Here is a 19,114-nt window from a genome sequence, read left to right on the forward strand (position 1 = left end):
ATATGTATGAACCATTGGCTATATACTAAGCTCCAACATCTTGAACGGAAACAATTGCGCTCCCGACTTTGGTCATATCCCAGCACACTGTTGGTTGAACCAACGAACCGATGTAATATAGATTGTGTAATGTGTTTTCGTCATTTCAGTCATAATTATTCCATTGGGGATATGCTCCCAATCACTTGGGAAAAATTAGTTCCCATTCTACCTTATGTGCAGGAAGTGAATCTGCAGGCACGAGGAGAACCGCTGTTACATAAACAACTATTATCCTGGGTTAAACAAGCTAAATCCGCTGGAACGAAAGTCAGCTTTTTTACGCATGGTATGCTATTAACTGATGAGATAAACCAACAATTAGTTTCAATTCCCCTAGATTTACTGACGATTTCGCTTGATGCCGCTACTAAAACTCGATTTGAAAATATTCGGCTTCGTGCAGATTTTGATACGATTATTTCCAATATGAAGAATCTCGTTGCATATAAACGGAAAAGAAAAAGCTCGGTTCCGGAATTGAATTTTCATTTTGTTGCAATGCGACAGAATATAGAAGAGTTGCCGGATTTAATTAAACTTGCGAAAGAATTTGATGTAACCAAAGTTATCGTTGAACATCTATGGGTATTTGATATATCAATCATTCATGAAACTTTGTTTTTAGAACCGGAACGAATGCGGCAATATTTCGAGTTAGCGCGAAAAACCGCTCAAGCATTGAACGTAAATTTGGTTTTACCTTCTGAAGAACCGATAAAATTCTGTGAACCTGCAATATTACAACAATCTGGATTAACCCAATTTGAATTTTTAATGCAGAATGAACTTACTCCGACTACACCTAGTAATTTCTACTGTTTAGAACCATGGCAAATTGCCATAATTTATTGGAACGGCGATATTAGTCCTTGTTGTTATACAGACCGCATTATGGGCAATCTGCAGTTGCAAAGTTTCCGCGAAATCTGGAATAACGAACAGTATCGCATGTTTCGGGATCATATCAGAAGTGGCCGATTGCCTAAGGAATGTATCCATTGTCGTCGATTGCAAAAAAGATTGTAGCAGACAATAAATATGTATGAAACCTGCAGTTATTGTTAAAAATGTTTGGAAACAATTTATTTTATATCACCAATTACATGGTACACTTCGCGAAACGATATTGCGATTAAGCTCGGTTCGAAACTTAAGCCATGAAAAATTCTGGGCTTTGAAAGATATAAGTTTCGAGGTTCAACCTGGCGAGACGCTCGGGATCATTGGAGAAAATGGCTCCGGTAAAACCACCTTACTGCGGATTATTCTTGGCATTACTCCCCCTACCCGAGGAAGTGTTGAAATTAACGGACAACTTTCTGCTTTGCTAGAGTTAGCTGCCGGATTTCATCCAGACCTAACTGGGAAAGAAAATATCTATTTAAACGGTGCTATTCTCGGATTATCGAGATCAGAAATTTCACGGAAAATAGACGCTATAATCGAGTTTGCGGAATTAGAAAAATTTATTGATGTCCCTATCAAACATTATTCGGCGGGCATGTATCTACGACTCGGGTTCTCAATTGCTGTCAATATCAATCCGGATATTCTGTTAATTGACGAAGTCCTAGCTGTAGGTGATCAATCGTTTGCTCAAAAGTGTTATGAGAAAATCAACGAATTTAAACGAAACAATAAAACCATCATATTAGTTTCGCATGATTATGGTGCAGTTGAGCGACTCTGTAATCGAGTCATCTACCTCGAGAAGGGAATAATTAAAGAAATTGGTAATGCTAAGTATATTGTGCAAAAACATTTACGTGAGATTGTCGAACGTGAATTGAAATATAAAATACAACAACAGAGCATCCAAAAAATTAGTACGGTCAGTACCCCGCTCCGCTGGGGTACAAATGAAATTCAATATACTCGCATTCGCCTATTGGATGAACACCGAAACGAAAAATATGTTTTCCAACCGGGCGAATATTTAGAAATTGAATTAGAGTATATGGCGCACCAGCCGATTATTGAACCATACTTTGGCATTGGAATTGAAACAGAAGATAAGATTTATATTACCGGTACAAACACTAAACTTCAAGAAATACGCGTCGGTACTGTTTTGGGAAAAGGCAGGATTCGAATCATTTTCCCTCAGTTTAATGTTACCGGCGGAAAATTCTTATTAACTGCGGGAATATTTCGAGACCCAACTAATGAATATACCGCTTATGATTATTATTGTAGTTGCGCATCATTTTATGTGGATAGAACATATGTCAAAGAGGAAGGAATTGTATTATCTCCCCACAAATGGATACATGAAAAAATAGATTAACCTAATAATCTACCTAAAGAAGCATTATTCAAGTATATTCGTTATTATATGAACATCACTTTAATTGCACCACCTTGGTATTTTCTCGATGAGGTTATTTGGTTATCTCAAAATCTGGGACTTGGTTATATTGCAAGTACCTTAGAAAATCAAGGACACCAAGTAACAATCATTGATGCTCTTACTGAGGGAATTGAAATTGTTACCCCTGTCCAGACTAAATATCTTAAGGTTAACAGAATTGGACTCCCTTACAATACTATTGCAGAAAAAATATCACCCAAGACCGATTTAATTGGAATAACCGCTCCGTTTACCGACCATGCTACCATTGTTAAAGAACTCAGTAAGGTGATTAAACAAAATTTCCCGAACATTCCGATTGTGCTGGGAGGAGTATATCCTTCTACCCTTCCAGAACAAGCGCTAACAGATTCGATAGATTTTGTTGTTCGAGGTGAAGGAGAAAACCCTATATCACAATTAGCTGCTGGGACGCCAGTCAAATCAATTCGGGGATTAGTATTCAAAGAAAATGATACCATAATTAATACCGGACAAGCGGAACCTATCATCAATCTTGATGATATTCCATATCCAGCTCGGCATCTCCTACCCATCGAACGCTATATTACCTGTTCACCTCGCAAACGACGTAATCGAAGAACAATAAGTATGATTACCTCTCGCGGGTGTCCCTATCACTGCACCTTCTGTTCAATTCATAAGGTTAATGGATATCGTTGGCGATATCGTTCTCCAGAAAATGTATTGAACGAAATCAAAGAGGTGGTTAAACAGTACCAGATTCAGCATATTGAATTTGAAGATGATAATATTACCATGGATCCCAAACGGGCAGAGAGATTATTTGAACAACTTGCGGTATATAATGGAACGCTAAACGGTGCACTTACTTGGTCTACACCAAATGGAGTTCGTATCGATACATTAAATCGAGATTTATTAAAACTTATGCGTGATTCAGGTTGTGAATCCCTGTATTTTGGTATTGAAAGTGGCGATCCCAAAATATTAATGGCAATGAAAAAACAACTCGATTTAACAAAAGTAGAACAAGTAACTGAATGGTGTGGAGAACTTGGAATACCAGCATATGGATTTTTAATTCTTGGATATCCTGGAGAAGACCATACTAGTTTTAAACGAACGATTAAATATTGTAAGCGATTATTGAAAAAAGGATTACGCGGATTTTGGTGTTTTTTTGTTAGCGCATATCCCGAAACCGAACTATATACGATTGCTAAACAAAAAGGGTATCTTATGTATGACGATACTGAAAACGTCCTGCGTTTATTTGATTATTCTACAGGACGACGAGATGTAATTGACCTTATCACCCCAGATTTTACTCCCGAAGAACTAAAGTGGCGACTAACCTATGCATATTCACAATTAGCTCCGCAAGGGTTCCGACCCAAACTGACCATAACTACACGTATAAAAAATGCTATAAGAATGGCTTTTTAAATTAAGGTATTGTTTGACGTTAACGAATGTAAACTATTTTTAAACCAACCACAATTCTGTACTCTAGATTACAATAATGAACTCACCGTTTTAAAACCTACTCTATCCGTTTTCAGTTTCATATTTACAAATCATTGTAATTTTTGTAGTTATAGGTGGCGCCTTATAAATTAAGGAAATTGCTTTTTTTGGCATAACCTGTGCTTTTTTATCTTATGTAATTTATAACCGAACATACGAAGGAGAAATTGTTATGGAAAAATTATTAACGACAAAAGAAGCAGCAGAATATTTGCGGTTTAATCCACGATATTTAACTCGATTGGTTCGTGAAGGTAAAATTCCGGCTCGTAAAATTGGACATGAATGGCGGTTCCGGATGGATTTATTAGAAAAATGGGCGTGGAGCGACCGACCATCTAACAATTGAGATGGGGTTTTTAGCAAAAATAATTTAATAATAGATACGCAACAGTTAATTTACCAAAAAAAAACCGCGCAAAATTGCAGCGGTTTACTTTCACTAAAAAATACTCACAAATAAGTTCATTTAGTTCTTTTCGAACTTATTTCTTTTTTTTCTTTGCTTTCTTTTTCGCTGCCAAGGCGGATCAACCTCCTTTCATTTAACTACAATTATATTAGACGTAAAAAAATGTTTTGTCAAGAGAAAAATGCTTTTATTGAACAATTTTTTTTATTATTTCAAATAAAAATTTTTGCTCATTTTTTACTTATTTAGCTTAAAACCCTTACCGAATAAGGAAATGCGGGCATTCACATTTCTAAAAAAACTTTCAATAAAATAATTTATAAAATATTTTTTTGATTTTTTTTATTTGTTACGTTTTTCATGTATATTTTAATTTAATTTTCAAAATGTTATTATAAGCTGGGATGATAGAGAATATTTGTATAGAAATGTTTATGGAAGAATCGGATACATAACAAATAGAGCGCGCGATTTGAAGTGCAAAATATCGCGTTAAAATTTGTTTAGTTCGCGCAATTGTACACTATTCTCAATATAGGAAATACCGAACTTAAATTAATATGCTTTAATTTTAACTATACCATGAGCGCAGCTAATATTCCAACGAGAACCCAGCGAACTATTGATAGAAAAAGAAAGGCAAGAACAGGTGAAAAATCGAACATATAAATTTGTAAAGGAACTATTCGTCGGATGAATTGAAGAAAAGGGTCGGTCAGTTTATATATCCATTGTATCAATGGATTCCACAGATTTGGGTTTGTCCATGATAAAATTATCCGTGCGAATAAAATTACTACATAAATATCATACGCGAGATTAATTACCCAAATGAGGATTGGGACTAGATTCATAATCTAATCTCTCTTCTTTCCCTAACGGACCGATGAACCGCTTCAATGATTTTAGTAACATATACTGCTTCTTCTAATTTAACGAGCGGTTCCGTTCCTAAGCGGATATTATCAATAAACGAATCAAGCATTTCGCGACCGGAGCCAAACGGTTTTCGATGTATTGGGCGAGCAACAATGCCTGGATGGGTATATGTATCCGTCATTTTATGTATCATCTGGTCTCGCAAATCAATTGAAATTGCGCCTTTGGTTCCCACCAATTCATAGCGAAAATCATATAGTAACGGCATACTTTCCGGATAAATCCAACAGGAACGAAATGTTCCTGCTGTTCCATCAGTAAATTTCAGTGTTGCGATTAACCAGTCGAAGGTATCAATTCCTAATTGTTTTAAAACATTTTTTTGTCCCACAGCATATACTGAAGAAACTTTTTTCTCGGTTAACCATATTGCCATATCTACACAATGCGATAATAGAAACCAACCAGGTGTAGTGAATTTCGCCCAGCTCAACATTTTCGTTGGGACCCAAATGGTATCATTAAGACAACAATCAATATTGGTTATGGTACCCAGTTCACCTCGTTCGATGCTTTCCTTGGTTTCGACATACGGAGCGTTCCAACGATTTCCAAACAATACTAAACATTTGAGGTTCGCTCGTGTAACCGTATTCGCAATTAATTCTGCTTCACGTACCGAAGTAGCTAATGGCTTTTCAATGGCTAAATGTAATCCTTTTCTTACGACTGCTAGTGATGGAGCGTAATGCAGATGGTCTGGAGTAGCAACGATTACCATATCGAGTTTTTCTTTTTTTAACATCTCGGTATAATCTGCATAAGTAGCAATATTCAATTTCTTTGCAAGCATTCTCGTTTTATTATTTATTTCTGCTACTGCAATTAATTCCGCATATGCATTATGTTGAATAATATCAGCAAATGTTTTCCCGCGAAAACCGTATCCGATAATCGCTACACGAACCATAAATAATTCTCCTTGTATATTTTAATATCTTATTGATATCTTTGTAATGCTAATATCAATGGAGGACAACTATTATTATCATTATGCTGGTGCCGAAGCGGGGAGTTGAACCCCGACGAGGTTGCCCTCACTAGAACCTGAATCTAGCGCGTCTGCCATTTCCGCCACTCCGGCACATAATTACTTGGAAAAGGTTACCTTGTGGCAAGATACTTTATCTTAATTATATCTATTAAAATACCAGACAGACAACCTTAATGTCAAGCCTAGTGTGGAGATTTTATATAAACATCCTATTCTACGTTATATTCTGAAATTCGGACTTTGCGCATACTCAGTAAGGAACTAGGTTAACTGTCTATAAATAATCTATCAACTCAGTAATCACCACATAAAAATTAATTGGGTTATATTTTATTTCTTTTATATTGACAAGTTCTGCAATTTTAACGTATTGTATGATACAATAGCTTTGTGAGTGAAGGGGTAAAATTTGAACGGATAATCACTGAAAATCGACGTGCGCGATACGAATATCAAATCCTTGAAACAATAGAATGTGGTATCGCTTTATTCGGTAGCGAAGTGAAATCTATTCGGAATGGAGCGGTTAGTTTAAACGACGGCTATGTAATGATAAAAAATAACGAAGCGTTTTTATTTAATGTCCATATTGCTCCATATAATGCAGCGAGCCGATTTAATCCGGATCCGCGCCGAACAAGAAAATTGCTATTGCATAAAAAAGAGATTCATCGTCTTTTGGGAAAGCAAACAGCAGGGAAATTAACCATTATCCCCTTGCGCATTTATCTCAAATCAGGTAAAATAAAAATAGAAATAGCTTTGGTTAAAGGAAAAAAGTTATACGATAAACGAGCGGCAATTAAACAGCGTGAATTAAACCGCGAAAAACAAAACATACTTCGGTTAATACGATAGCCATTATTTAACCCATACCATTAAGACGGGGGTGAACTGGGTTCGACAGTAATCGAGGGCGGATAAATGGCGTGTCGAGTTTTCTCCCAGCTCGATAAAACGGGAGAAACAAATAGTCGCAAATCAAGAACTCGCATTAGCTGCCTAATTGCGTAGCTACGTCTGACAAAGTTTCCCTATCAGCTTTGTTAAGGCGTCATCAAGATAGGGGTAGCAATTAATCTTTGCTAGATGGATTAATTGCGAATTGATAATCTAGCTAGCAACAATCACACCCGTCTGAGGTAACGATTGTTGTGAATTTAAAAATCAGACTACACACGTAGACATTTACCGTACTGATTATTGGACGCGGGTTCAATTCCCGCCACCTCCACCAAAATTAAATGGAATTACAACCATAAAGCTGCATTTAATAAATTGATATAAAAATAATGGAGTGTAAATGGCAAATAATATTGACCAAAATAAATTAGTCCAATTATTGCTCGAGCAAAAACTGCTTAATAAACGACAATTGAAAAATGCGCTGACAGAACAGCAAAAAACTGGGAAAAGTTTATCCCAAATACTATTGGACGCGAAATTGGTTACAAGAGGTATATTAGCTGACCTTGAAGCACAAGCTATGGGCGTCGAACAGATTCATTTAACTGAACAACCACTTGACCCAGCAATTCTAACCTTAATTTCCCGCAGAATTGCTGAGCAATATCGTGCTGTTCCGGTTCGTTTATCCGGAGATGAATTAGTTGTCGCGATGGAAAATCCGTATGATGTTTTGGCAATTGATGATATCAAACTACATACCAATAAAATTATCAAACCAGTGTTATGTTCGAGTAAAGATATCGAATATGCCTTAAAACAATATCCTGATGATGGAACAGCGGTTCCTTTAATTGTAACTCGTCATTCGAAAATAACGCAGGTTATTGCGAATCTGATTTTTCTATTGTTGATGTTTACCCCATTATTATTATTAATCTGGTTAATATACGCTTCTACCGATATTGCTAAATGGATATCAAATTATGAACATCTATTTATCGTATTACTCTGGTGGGGTTTCTATAGTATCATTTTATATTGGGGCTATGGAATTTTCTTTGAGGAACAAACCAAAACATCGAAAACAACAAAATCAAACGAGACGTAAACTAATAATATAGTATACCGAATATTTAGCTATATCCATAGGAAAGAAACCAGATCTACTCTCTCCTTGCCTCTTCACACTAAATCAATTTTTATGTATGTTACCACAACGTTTTTTTAAACAAGATTGGTTTATTATTCGATATCGGCTCATCCTGACCCTTGGTTTACTATTTATTCTTCTATTAGTCTTTCGTTTGTTTCAATTACAAATTTGGTTAGGAAAAGAATATCAGGCTCGTTCAGAAAACAATCGTGTCAAGTTAATTAAAACTGGAGCAGCGCGTGGGATAATTTTTGACCAGCATGGAAAACCATTAGCGACAAATCGTCGTGTGTTCTCAGTATTTGTTGATACCTCAGGAGTTGATGTAAAACTAATTCAAAACTCTATCTTTCGCTTAGCAAAAATTCTCAAAATTCATCCAGATGCGATTTTCTCCCAAATACTTACGAGTAAACATCAATTAACTCGAAAACCACAAAAAGTAGCTGAAGATGTGGATTTCCCAACAATTACGGCGATACGCGAACAAGCGATTGATTTGCCCGGCGTATATGTCAAAGATGAATTTCGTCGATTTTATGTTGAGCATAATGTAGCCGCACATGTACTCGGATATCTCGGCAAAATGAGCGATGAAGAATTATCTGCACTAGAATATGAAACCTATGAAGGAGACGAATATGTCGGCAAAATGGGGCTTGAAAAAGTTTATGAACCGATTCTCCATGGTACCAGCGGTGGCTGGGCAATCGAGGTTGATGTTTATGGGAACAAACGCCGTGAATTAGGAAACGTTGAATCAATTGCTGGAAATAGTTTAGTATTAAATCTCGATTTAAACTTGCAGAAAAAAGCAAACGAATTATTAACAGATAAAAAGGGAACAATTATTGCTATGGACCCGAATACCGGCGCTATTTTGGCTATGGTTAGCAAACCTGACTTTGATCCCAATCAGTTGTCGGGTATCGTTCCTGAGCATGTATGGAATAAGATTAGATTTGATCCAGATAGTCCACTACAAAATCGAGGAATTAAAGGTCTCTATCCGCCCGGTTCTATATTTAAAATTATTACAGCATTAGCCGCATTAGAAAAAAAAGTTATTGAACCAACAACGGTTATCAATTGTCCAGGAAAGATGTACTTAGGAAATTGGGAGTTTAAATGCTGGAAAAAAGAAGGACATCATGCTATCAACCTTTTATCCGCAATAACTTATTCCTGTAATGTATATTTCTACCAAATAGCATTGCGAACCGATATCGAACCACTGGAACAGCTTGCCTATGCTTTTGGATTGGGAATGCCAACCGGAATTGATTTGCCCGGTGAACAAAAAGGATTGGTTCCTTCCCGTGCAGTTAAGAAAAAAATGTTAAAACAAGGCTGGTATCCCGGAGATACCGCGCAAACCGGAATTGGACAAGGACTGCTTTGGGTAACGCCTCTGCAGATGTTAAATGTTGTTTGTTGTGTCGCTAATGGTGGAACCGTTTATAAACCATATATTGTTCGCACCATTGAGACAAACGATGGAAAAGTTATTCGCCAATTTAGCCCGCAAAAAATCCGACAATTAGAAGTATCACCGGAACATATTAAAGTGATCCAAAAGGGCATGTGGGGTGTAGTCAATGCTCCGGGAGGGACCGGTGCACTAGCTCGATTACCGAAAATCGAACTCGCTGGGAAAACGGGCACAGCACAAAATCCACATGGAAAAACACATGCCTGGTTTTGTGGTTATGGTCCGTTTGAAAAACCAGAAATAGCTATCATTGTTTTGGTTGAGGAAGGCGGATTTGGAGGGACAACAGCTGCCCCGTTAGCAAAACAATTATTTGAAGCGTATTTTAATACCGAATTAGAATCAAAAACCAGAACATAATCCCGCCTATAACTATGTTTATCTCCACAAGTGCTACATAAAATAATTATACAAGTTTAAAGAACGAAGTTTGAGACGACCTTCAACCAGAGAACCAATTTGTTCTGCTATTTTTTGACAAAATATAGCGGTTTTCTGTATACTTATTTTTAATTTAATCAAGGAGGATGGTTACATGAAACCACAGGTATGGCTTATGAAAATTTTCGTAGCAGCAATTATTGCGAGCTTAGCATTAATGGGTTTCGTTTATTCGCAAGAGAAATCCAGTGATAGTGCAGCGGTGAAAAAGAAATTAGCGGTGATTGATTTTGCCGCAATCGGCAGCGGAATTGATAAAGAACTAGGCAAAGCCATTGCTGAATTAATGCGTAGTTGTTTTATTGATACTGGAAAATACATCGTTATAGATAAAAACAGCATTGATAAAACCATACAGGAAAAGAAAATCACCGCTTCTGAACAAACTGGATTAGACATGGGAAAGTTGCTCAATTCTGATTATGTAGTTGATGGAAGCATCGTAAAAATAGGCACTTCATATATTCTCACTGCAAAACTAGCTGACGTAAAATCTGGTGAGGTACTTCGCGGGAAAAACCTAGTGGGAAAAAGCGATGACCAATTACCGGATATGGCAAAACAAATGGTTGGTTTGTTAATTGCCTCAGGTGAACCATATGCTACAAATACTACGGTAACTGTTATCACTACCGTTTCAACCACAACTACTATCACTGTATTGAAGTGAGATAAACAATTAAACAAACTGCTAACAAACAACAACACGATACCGAAATAAAAATTCATGAGACCATTATTAGTGAAAAGGAAATATCAAATATACCCTGAAACCGAACAATAATGTTAAGAATAACCTTATAATTGTCTCAAGGTGAAATTTAATTCCAATATGAATACCTTCCAAATTAAAGAGTTGGCTACCAAGTATATTATGAATACTTATGGGGAGCGTGACTTGGCTATAGTCAAAGGACAGGGAGCTATATGTTGGGATGCCGATGGAAAGGAATATCTTGATTTCGTTGGTGGAATAGCAGTTAACATCCTGGGACATTGCCATCCAGCGGTAACCCAAGCGGTTAAATCGCAACTCGATACTCTTATCCACGTATCCAACCTTTATTATATCGAACCACAGGTTAAACTTGCTGAACTCCTGTGCAATCTTTCATTTGGAGAAAAATGCTTCTTTTGCAATAGTGGTGCGGAAGCAAATGAAACCGCAATCAAATTAGCCCGTAAATATGCAAAATTAACGTTTGGCTCCAATAAGTTTGAAATTATTACGATGCTCGGTTCATTTCATGGAAGAACCTTAGCGGCCATTACGGCTACAGGCCAACCAAAATATCAACAGGGATTTGAACCACTAGTACCCGGGTTTGTGTATGCAACTTTTAACGATTTAGATAGCGTAAAACAGAAAATTAACGAATATACCTGCGCGATTATGGTTGAACCGATTCAAGGTGAAAGTGGAATACATCCTGCAACTTCTGAATTTCTTGCAGGATTACGAGAGCTGTGTAACCGATATAATTTACTGTTGATCTACGATGAAGTCCAATGTGGATTAGCACGAACTGGAAAATTGTTTGCGTATGAACTCTATAATATCCCGCCGGATATAATGACACTTGCAAAAGGTCTTGGCGGCGGTGTCCCGATTGGCGCAACTATTACTACGAACAAAATCGCCAATGCTTTTTCTCCTGGAAATCATGCATCAACTTTCGGCGGAAATCCATTATCTACTGCTGCAGCTTTGGCTACGCTCCAAACCATTCAAACAGAACGATTATGGGAAAATGCAGCACAATTCGGTGCATATTTCTATTCAAAACTAGAAGACTTACAAAAGAAATATTCTTTTATAACCGCAGTCCGGGGAAAAGGATTGATGCTCGGCATTCAGCTTGACCGTGCAGGAAAACCGTTTGTAGCTAAATGCGCAGAAAAAGGATTGTTGATTAATTGTGTAGCAGATAACGTGCTTCGTTTTTTACCACCACTAATTATTCAAAAGAATCATATCGATTCAGCAATCCAGATTCTTGAACAAGTATTTGCGGAGGTAAAATAAAAAACAATTATTTTATGAAACGAGACTTAATTTCAATCAATGATCTATCGGCATCGGAAATTGAACAAATTATTTCAACAACGACAGAGTTAAAAAAACAGTATAAATCAGGTAAAACTATCCAACCATTAATTGGAAAAACATTGGGGATGATTTTTCATAAACCTAGTGCGCGAACTCGGATTTCATTTGAGGTTGGAATGTATCAACTCGGTGGACATTGCGTGGTTCTATCCGAAAAAGAAATCGGAATGGGTACAAGGGAGGCGGTCGAAGACTTAGCGAAATTATTCTCACGATACCTTGATGCAGTCATGATTCGAACGTTCAGTCATGAATTGGTTGTAAAACTTGCCCAGCAGTCAACGATTCCCATTATCAATGGATTAACTGATTTTAGTCATCCTTGTCAAATTCTATCTGACCTCGTGAGTATTGTTGAAAAAAAGGGAACGATTAAAGGATTAAAAATTGCCTATATTGGCGATGGAAATAATGTTTGTAATTCCTGGTTATTTGCTGCGGGAAAACTCGGATTAGAACTAGCGGTTGCTTCGCCGGAAGGATATTTGCCGCATCCAGATGTAGTCAAAATCGCGCAGGGATATCCCACGGGAAATAAAATCAGTATATATACTAACCCAGAAGAAGCTATTAAAAACGCTGACATCGTTTACACTGATGTCTGGGCAAGTATGGGACAGGAAAAGGAGCACCATCATCGTTTAGAAATATTTAAACCTTTCCAAATTAATGAAGCATTAATGAAACATGCTAAACCGGATGCATTGATTATGCATTGTTTACCAGCGCATCGCGGTGAAGAAATAACCGATGCTGTGATTGATGGCCCAAATTCAATCGTTTTTGATCAAGCAGAAAATAGATTGCATACGCAAAAAGCTATTCTCTGCTGGCTTATAAAACCTAATGACTTTAGGTAGAATGTTAATTAATCGTTATGGATAGCAGAACCGCATCACTTGATTTTTATTGAATGAAACGTTTTTATGTCAGAAAAAAAACCTAAATCTCCAACCGTTGAAATAGACGGAATTACTTATTTACGTATACCAATTAAAACGCATATTATTACCTCTCAAGATGAGATGACTGATGTTGTCGCTAAATATACTGCGGGTCTAATCCAGCCGGGAGATATTGTAGTGATGAGTGAAAGTGTGGTAGCGATATCGCAAGGACGAGCAATTCCAGTTGATCAAATTCATCCAGGATTGATTGCACGAATCTTATGGCGGTTTGTGCGGAAAGTATCGTATGGCATAGGATTACGAAGTCCTGAAAGTATGCAATGTGCCGTTGATGAAGTCGGACGAGTTCGGATACTTTTTGCCGCGGTTATCGGTGCGCTCGGTAAATTGATTGGACGTCGTGGTGATTTCTATCGGATTGCAGGAATGCAAGCTGCAACAATTGATGCAGCGTTTACCACGCCGATTGAACCATATCATCGCTGTGTGATTAAAGGACCAAAAGACCCGGAAAGTGTTTGTCGTAAAATAAAAGATAAACTGGGCGTCGATGCAGCAATAGTTGATGTAAACGATATCGGCGGCTCTTGGGTACTCGGCGCAACCGAAGGAGTGAATAGACCATTATTAGAAAAAATTATGAAGGATAATCCTCTGGGACAGTCCGACGAACAAACACCAATCGGAATCATTAGAAAAATTCAAAATAACTTGCCAGATGAGATAAACAGTTAAAGATCCCTTATATTCGTATATTAGGTCAATTCAGTGGTAATTAGTGTTTAGGTTTAATATCTATCCATATTTTGGGTTAACATTATAGCGTTTTCGGAATAAACTGGTATTTACAAAGGTGGACTTGTTATGCCGAAGAAAAAATCTGATATTATTTTATCTACAGAAATCCAAGCTACTCTAGAAAAACTGTATGCGGCAAAACAAGAGCTTGAACGAAAAGTTCAGACGCTATATCGAGTTAATGATTTTATGGCGTCAGTGACCGATCTCAAGAAGCTTTTAACATTAATTATGGAAGAAAGCAAAGATATTGTTGAGGCAGAAGCGAGTTCTTTACTTCTCTATGACGCCAAGACTGATGAACTATATTTCGATGTTGCTAAAGGTGGAAAAGAAGAGGAAATAAAACAAATTCGGTTACGTATGGGCGAAGGGATTGCTGGTACGGTTGCAAAAACAAGAAAAGAATTAGTGGTCAATGATGTCAAAAAAGATAAACGATTTGCCCAGCGAGTTGATAAAGCTACTAAATTTGAGACGCGCAATATCCTTGCAGTACCGATGATTCGTAAAGATCGGCTTATTGGTGTCGTTGAAGCGATTAATAAAAAGAACCAGGGACAGTTTACCGATAAAGATACAGCGATTTTGCGGGTTCTCGCCGATTTAGCTGCTATTGCTATCGAAAATGCGCAACTCTACGCTGCAAAAGTACATGCAGAACGGCTTGCGGCAATGGGTGAAGCGGTTGCGGGGTTAGCTCACTACATTAAAAACGTTCTTTCCGGAGTAAAAGGTGGAATGGAATTGGTGGAAACCGCGATTAAAAATCACAATCAGCAATTATTAGAAGAGAGCTGGACTATTCTCAAAAACAGTAATATGAAAATCGCGAAACTTATTGCTGATATGCTTAACTATTCTAAAGACCGTAAACCGGAATATAAACTTTGCTCTCTAAATAAAATTATTGAAGATACGTTAATGACCACACAGAAGAAAGCAAAAGAACGAAATGTTATACTTCAAACGCAGTTAGACCCGAATATGCCGGCGCAAGTCTGTGTTGACCCAACTGGTATAAATGATATTCTTTTAAATCTTATTTTTAATGCGGTTGATGCTATCGATCACGGTCATGGTAAAATAACTATCAGTTCTAAATATGACACTACAACGGACCAAATTCAATTATCGGTTACTGATAACGGAACTGGAATACCGCCTCATATTGTCTCGCGGATTTTCGACCCTTTTTTTAGCACCAAAGGGTCTGGAGGAACTGGACTCGGACTTGCGGTAACCCAGAAAATCGTTAACGAACATAACGGAACTATTTCTGTAAAGTCAGTACTAAATAAGGGGACAACATTCACCATTACGATACCAGCAAAACGAACTTAAATTTATACCTATTCCATTGTTTATAACTATTCTATAGAGGAAATAAGGTAAAAAAAAAAGCGATGAAATTAACGAATAATCCCATCGCTTTTATAAATCCTACCCGAGCATTAAAATTTATTAATCACCGGTAATTCAGCTAGCGCTTTATCTACCATTTCTTTTGAATATTCAAAATCTTCAAGTTGACCAGCAAGGAATTTATCATATGCACCTAAATCGAAATGACCATGCCCACTGAAATTGAATACGATAACCTTCTTTTCACCAGTTTCACGACATTTAATTGCTTCATCAATTGCTACACGAATAGCGTGCGATGTTTCAGGCGCCGGTAGGATTCCTTCAGTTTGTGCGAATAATTTTGCTGCTTCGAAAACCGGAATTTGTTTCACCGCCACTGCTTCAATAACCCTCTCTTTAACCAACGCGCAGAGTAACGGTGCATCGCCATGATACCGCAATCCGCCTGCATGGATACCTGGCGGAACAAAACTATGCCCGAGCGTATACATCTTGAGTAGCGGAGTCATCATTGCTGTATCTCCAAAATCATATCGATATTGCCCTTTGGTTAATGAAGGACATGCGGTAGGTTCAACAGCAATAAATCGGATATCTGATTTCCCATCAAGTTTGTCTTTCACAAACGGAAAAACAAATCCTGCAAAATTACTTCCTCCGCCAACACATCCGATTAGAATATCCGGCTTTTCATTAACGAGCGCAAGTTGTTTTTTCGTTTCCAAACCGATAATAGTCTGATGCAGGAGAACGTGGTTTAATACGCTACCGAGCGAATATTTTGTATCTTCATGGGTCGCAGCATCTTCAACCGCTTCAGAAATTGCTATCCCTAAACTACCAGGACTATCCGGATTTTTTGCTAAGATACTTCGTCCAGCATTAGTCAAATTTGTGGGTGAAGCAAATACTTCTGCACCCCAAGTATGCATTAATGACCGACGATATGGTTTCTGTTCATAACTCACTTTAACCATATACACCGTACATTTCAAACCAAATAAACAACAGGCAAACGCTAAAGCACTGCCCCACTGTCCTGCACCGGTTTCGGTAGCAATTCGCTTAACGCCCTCTTGTTTATTATAATACGCTTGTGCAACAGCAGTATTCGGTTTATGACTTCCTGGTGGACTAAGACTTTCATTTTTATAGTATATTCGAGCAGGGGTTTTTAACGCTTCTTCCAAACGAAACGCACGATGGAGTGGAGTCGGTCGCCATAGTTTTAATACATCGAGAATATCATCTGGGATTTCTATCCATCGTTCCTGGCTAACCTCTTGTTTAATCAATTCCATCGGAAAGATGGGCGCTAGTGCTTCTGGTCCGATAGGTTCACCGGTAGCAGGATTCAATGGTGGGGGTAGCGGATTCGGTAAATCCGCTTGCATATTATACCACTGTTGTGGCAATTCTTTTTGACTCAATAGAATCCGATATTCATGTATCATTCAAAAAATTCCTCCTAAATTGAGATTACACAGATTCTAACGTTCTGTGAAATGTTTCTGATTATTTCCGCATAATTTTAATTTGACTAAATTTTATACCATATCTGCCGTTTTCCTGCAACAAAAATTTATAAATTGAACTTTTCAAAAAATGTTATTTTCGCTGCTAGCACTTGTAATTGATTTGTGAATATTAATATACCTAGTACAATTAGGAATACTCCTGCTATAATTTCAATGGCGTGCAAATATTTTTTCATCCAGTTGAATACCCCAAAAAATACATTTACCGCGAGTCCTGCGATAAAAAATGGAATCCCTAACCCCAGAGAATAACTAGCAAGCAGTCCGATACCCTGATACACTGTTTCCTGGGTACTCGCATAGACCAAAATTGCGGCTAGAATTGGACCAATGCATGGACTCCAGCCAAACGCAAACGCCATTCCAATTAGCAGTGACCCGATTAGAGTTAACGGTTTTCCTCTGGTTTGAAATCGTTTTTCATATTGAAGAAACTTGATATTAAACAGCCCAGCGGTATGCAATCCAAAAATGATAACAACTACACCAGCAATTTTACTTAAAACATTCATTTTTGACTGTAAAAATCCACCGATATACGTTGCGGTCGCACCAAGGAGAATGAAAACGATTGAAAAGCCGAGAATAAACAATACTGAATTAATCGCAACTTTTTTGAGAATTCTACTTCGATTAGACACATCGTTAGTTCTTTTCATTTCCTCAAGAGAAACGCCAGAGATAAACGAAATATATCCCGGTACTAACGGTAAAACGCACGGGGAAATAAACGATAATAAACCAGCAATAAACGCGGTTATCAACGATACTTGCATAGTTTTTAATACCAAGGCAACACAGGAGGTTCGTGGAAGTAATTATATAATCTCTCTTAACAGTATCGGCATTCTCTATGGTTAATTTTCTTTCAATGCTTTTTCCCGAGGCACATATTCAAGTTTGAACGTATCCGCAACCTGTTTAATCGTCAGTTTCCCATTCATCATATTTAATCCTTTAAGTAACGCAGGGTCATCGAACATCGCTTGTTTATATCCTTTATTTGCCAACGCTAACGCATAGGGAATCGTCGAATTTGATAACGCAAATGTTGACGTTCGTGGCACTGCACCGGGCATATTCGCTACACAATAATGAATAACTCCGTTAACAATATATGTCGGATTACTATGCGTTGTCGGGTGACAGGTTTCGATACAGCCACCTTGGTCAACCGAAACATCAACAATTACCGCACCTTTTTTCATCGTTGCAACCATCTGTTTGGTAACCAAAACAGGAGCACGAGCGCCAGGGATTAGCACAGCACCAATTAAGATATCCGCATGTTTCACTGCAGTACGGAGATTATGCACATTCGAATGCAAGGTTACAACATTTTTCGGCATAATATCCTCTAAATATCTAAGTCGGTCTATATTGATATCGAGAATGGTTACGTTTGCCCCTAACCCTGCAGCAATTTTCGCCGCACTTTTGCCAACCACACCGCCACCGATGATAACTACTTCTGCGGGTGCCACTCCGGGAACGCCACCTAATAAAATTCCACGACCGCTAAAGGGTTTTTCCAGATATTTAGCTCCTTCGACCACCGCTAAACGTCCTGCAACTTCACTCATTGGAGTCAATAACGGTAACGTGCCATCAGGAAGTTGGATGGTCTCATACGCAACTGCGATAATCTTACGTTCAAGCATCGATTCAGTTAATTCTCTACTTGATGCAAAATGGAAATAAGTAAATACTATTTGTCCGGGTTGTAACATCGGGTATTCTGCTGGCTGTGGTTCTTTCACTTTAATAATCATATCTGCTTTTTCATAAATTGATTTTGCGGTAACAACTATTTTAGCGCCGGCTTTCTCATATTCAGAATCCGGAATCGCGCTAGCTAATCCCGCATCTTTTTGTACATACACTTTATGTCCGGCTTCGACTAAATATTCAACTCCAGCAGGAATCATCCCACAACGATATTCGTTTTCTTTAATTTCTTTCGGAATACCAATAATCATAAAATCCCTCCTTTTATAGCGACTAATTACAGCGACACAAATCCGGTTAAAGGATTTTAATAACGGCAATCATCGTAAATCCAATTATTATTATCGCAGGTATTCGCTTTTTTCTGCTAATAGACTAACCGAAAATGAACGAAACCGTCAATAGAAATCTCATTTATGA

Annotated in this window: 17 protein-coding genes, 1 tRNA gene and 1 other RNA gene; 13 read left to right on the forward strand and 6 right to left on the reverse strand. The window is 37.7% G+C overall.

Going from position 1 to position 19,114, the window contains the following annotated elements; all coding sequences use genetic code 11:
- The first annotated feature begins 6 nt into the window (after positions 1-6).
- The 4 genes from N3A72_05820 to N3A72_05835 all read left to right on the forward strand — a co-directional run bounded on the left by N3A72_05820 (position 7) and on the right by N3A72_05835 (position 4,253).
- Positions 7-1,068, forward strand: a complete 1,062-nt coding sequence (locus tag N3A72_05820) for a radical SAM protein (GenBank protein MCX7919119.1) — start codon at positions 7-9, stop codon at positions 1,066-1,068.
- Positions 1,069-1,084: 16 nt separating this feature from the next.
- Entirely contained in the window at positions 1,085-2,329 is a 1,245-nt protein-coding gene (locus N3A72_05825) for an ABC transporter ATP-binding protein (protein ID MCX7919120.1), read from the forward strand.
- 48 nt (positions 2,330-2,377) lie between these two features.
- Positions 2,378-3,823: a B12-binding domain-containing radical SAM protein gene (locus N3A72_05830; protein MCX7919121.1), complete on the forward strand. Its 1,446-nt coding sequence runs from the start codon at positions 2,378-2,380 to the stop codon at positions 3,821-3,823.
- A 253-nt stretch (positions 3,824-4,076) separates the two neighbouring features.
- Positions 4,077-4,253: a helix-turn-helix domain-containing protein gene (locus N3A72_05835; GenBank protein ID MCX7919122.1), complete on the forward strand. Its 177-nt coding sequence runs from the start codon at positions 4,077-4,079 to the stop codon at positions 4,251-4,253.
- Positions 4,254-4,891: 638 nt separating this feature from the next.
- Here the strand turns inward: N3A72_05835 and N3A72_05840 are convergent.
- The 3 genes from N3A72_05840 to N3A72_05850 form a co-directional block, all read right to left on the reverse strand.
- On the reverse strand, positions 4,892-5,170 hold the full coding sequence (locus N3A72_05840) for a YggT family protein (protein ID MCX7919123.1): 279 nt from the start codon (positions 5,168-5,170) through the stop codon (positions 4,892-4,894).
- Positions 5,167-6,165, reverse strand: a complete 999-nt coding sequence (locus N3A72_05845) for a Gfo/Idh/MocA family oxidoreductase (GenBank protein ID MCX7919124.1) — start codon at positions 6,163-6,165, stop codon at positions 5,167-5,169. The genes N3A72_05840 and N3A72_05845 overlap by 4 nt, the downstream gene beginning before the upstream one ends.
- Before the next feature lie 87 nt (positions 6,166-6,252).
- A tRNA-Leu gene (locus tag N3A72_05850) sits at positions 6,253-6,339 on the reverse strand.
- Positions 6,340-6,639: 300 nt separating this feature from the next.
- Between N3A72_05850 and smpB the strand changes: the two genes are divergently transcribed.
- The 9 genes from smpB to N3A72_05895 all read left to right on the forward strand — a co-directional run bounded on the left by smpB (position 6,640) and on the right by N3A72_05895 (position 15,404).
- Positions 6,640-7,107, forward strand: coding sequence for an SsrA-binding protein SmpB (smpB, locus tag N3A72_05855; protein MCX7919125.1), 468 nt, complete (start codon positions 6,640-6,642; stop codon positions 7,105-7,107).
- Positions 7,108-7,134: 27 nt separating this feature from the next.
- Positions 7,135-7,486: a transfer-messenger RNA gene (ssrA, locus tag N3A72_05860) on the forward strand.
- 66 nt (positions 7,487-7,552) lie between these two features.
- Positions 7,553-8,266 carry a hypothetical protein gene (locus tag N3A72_05865; protein ID MCX7919126.1) on the forward strand — a complete coding sequence of 238 codons (714 nt, stop codon included), beginning with the start codon at positions 7,553-7,555 and terminating at the stop codon, positions 8,264-8,266.
- 97 nt (positions 8,267-8,363) lie between these two features.
- The gene (gene mrdA, locus N3A72_05870; GenBank protein MCX7919127.1) at positions 8,364-10,163 is read left to right on the forward strand and encodes a penicillin-binding protein 2; all 1,800 of its coding nucleotides are present in this window, start codon (positions 8,364-8,366) and stop codon (positions 10,161-10,163) included.
- A gap of 175 nt (positions 10,164-10,338) precedes the next feature.
- A complete protein-coding gene (locus N3A72_05875; protein MCX7919128.1) occupies positions 10,339-10,914 on the forward strand; it encodes a hypothetical protein in 576 nt (191 codons plus the stop codon).
- Between the two features lie 162 nt (positions 10,915-11,076).
- Entirely contained in the window at positions 11,077-12,270 is a 1,194-nt protein-coding gene (locus tag N3A72_05880; protein ID MCX7919129.1) for an acetylornithine transaminase, read from the forward strand.
- Positions 12,271-12,284: 14 nt separating this feature from the next.
- Complete coding sequence (gene argF / locus N3A72_05885) at positions 12,285-13,214, forward strand: ornithine carbamoyltransferase (protein ID MCX7919130.1); 930 nt, start codon at positions 12,285-12,287, stop codon at positions 13,212-13,214.
- A gap of 66 nt (positions 13,215-13,280) precedes the next feature.
- On the forward strand, positions 13,281-13,997 hold the full coding sequence (locus tag N3A72_05890) for a coenzyme F420-0:L-glutamate ligase (protein MCX7919131.1): 717 nt from the start codon (positions 13,281-13,283) through the stop codon (positions 13,995-13,997).
- Between the two features lie 129 nt (positions 13,998-14,126).
- The gene (locus tag N3A72_05895; protein ID MCX7919132.1) at positions 14,127-15,404 is read left to right on the forward strand and encodes an ATP-binding protein; all 1,278 of its coding nucleotides are present in this window, start codon (positions 14,127-14,129) and stop codon (positions 15,402-15,404) included.
- A gap of 110 nt (positions 15,405-15,514) precedes the next feature.
- Here the strand turns inward: N3A72_05895 and N3A72_05900 are convergent, their stop codons facing one another.
- The 3 genes from N3A72_05900 to ald all read right to left on the reverse strand — a co-directional run bounded on the left by N3A72_05900 (position 15,515) and on the right by ald (position 18,945).
- The gene (locus tag N3A72_05900) at positions 15,515-16,882 is read right to left on the reverse strand and encodes a TrpB-like pyridoxal phosphate-dependent enzyme (protein ID MCX7919133.1); all 1,368 of its coding nucleotides are present in this window, start codon (positions 16,880-16,882) and stop codon (positions 15,515-15,517) included.
- A gap of 128 nt (positions 16,883-17,010) precedes the next feature.
- Positions 17,011-17,742, reverse strand: coding sequence for a cytochrome c biogenesis protein CcdA (locus N3A72_05905; GenBank protein MCX7919134.1), 732 nt, complete (start codon positions 17,740-17,742; stop codon positions 17,011-17,013).
- Positions 17,743-17,823: 81 nt separating this feature from the next.
- The gene (gene ald, locus N3A72_05910; GenBank protein MCX7919135.1) at positions 17,824-18,945 is read right to left on the reverse strand and encodes an alanine dehydrogenase; all 1,122 of its coding nucleotides are present in this window, start codon (positions 18,943-18,945) and stop codon (positions 17,824-17,826) included.
- Positions 18,946-19,114: the final 169 nt, after the last annotated feature.

It is taken from the genome of bacterium (genome assembly GCA_026416715.1).
Lineage (GTDB): Bacteria > UBP4 > UBA4092 > JAOAEQ01 > JAOAEQ01 > JAOAEQ01.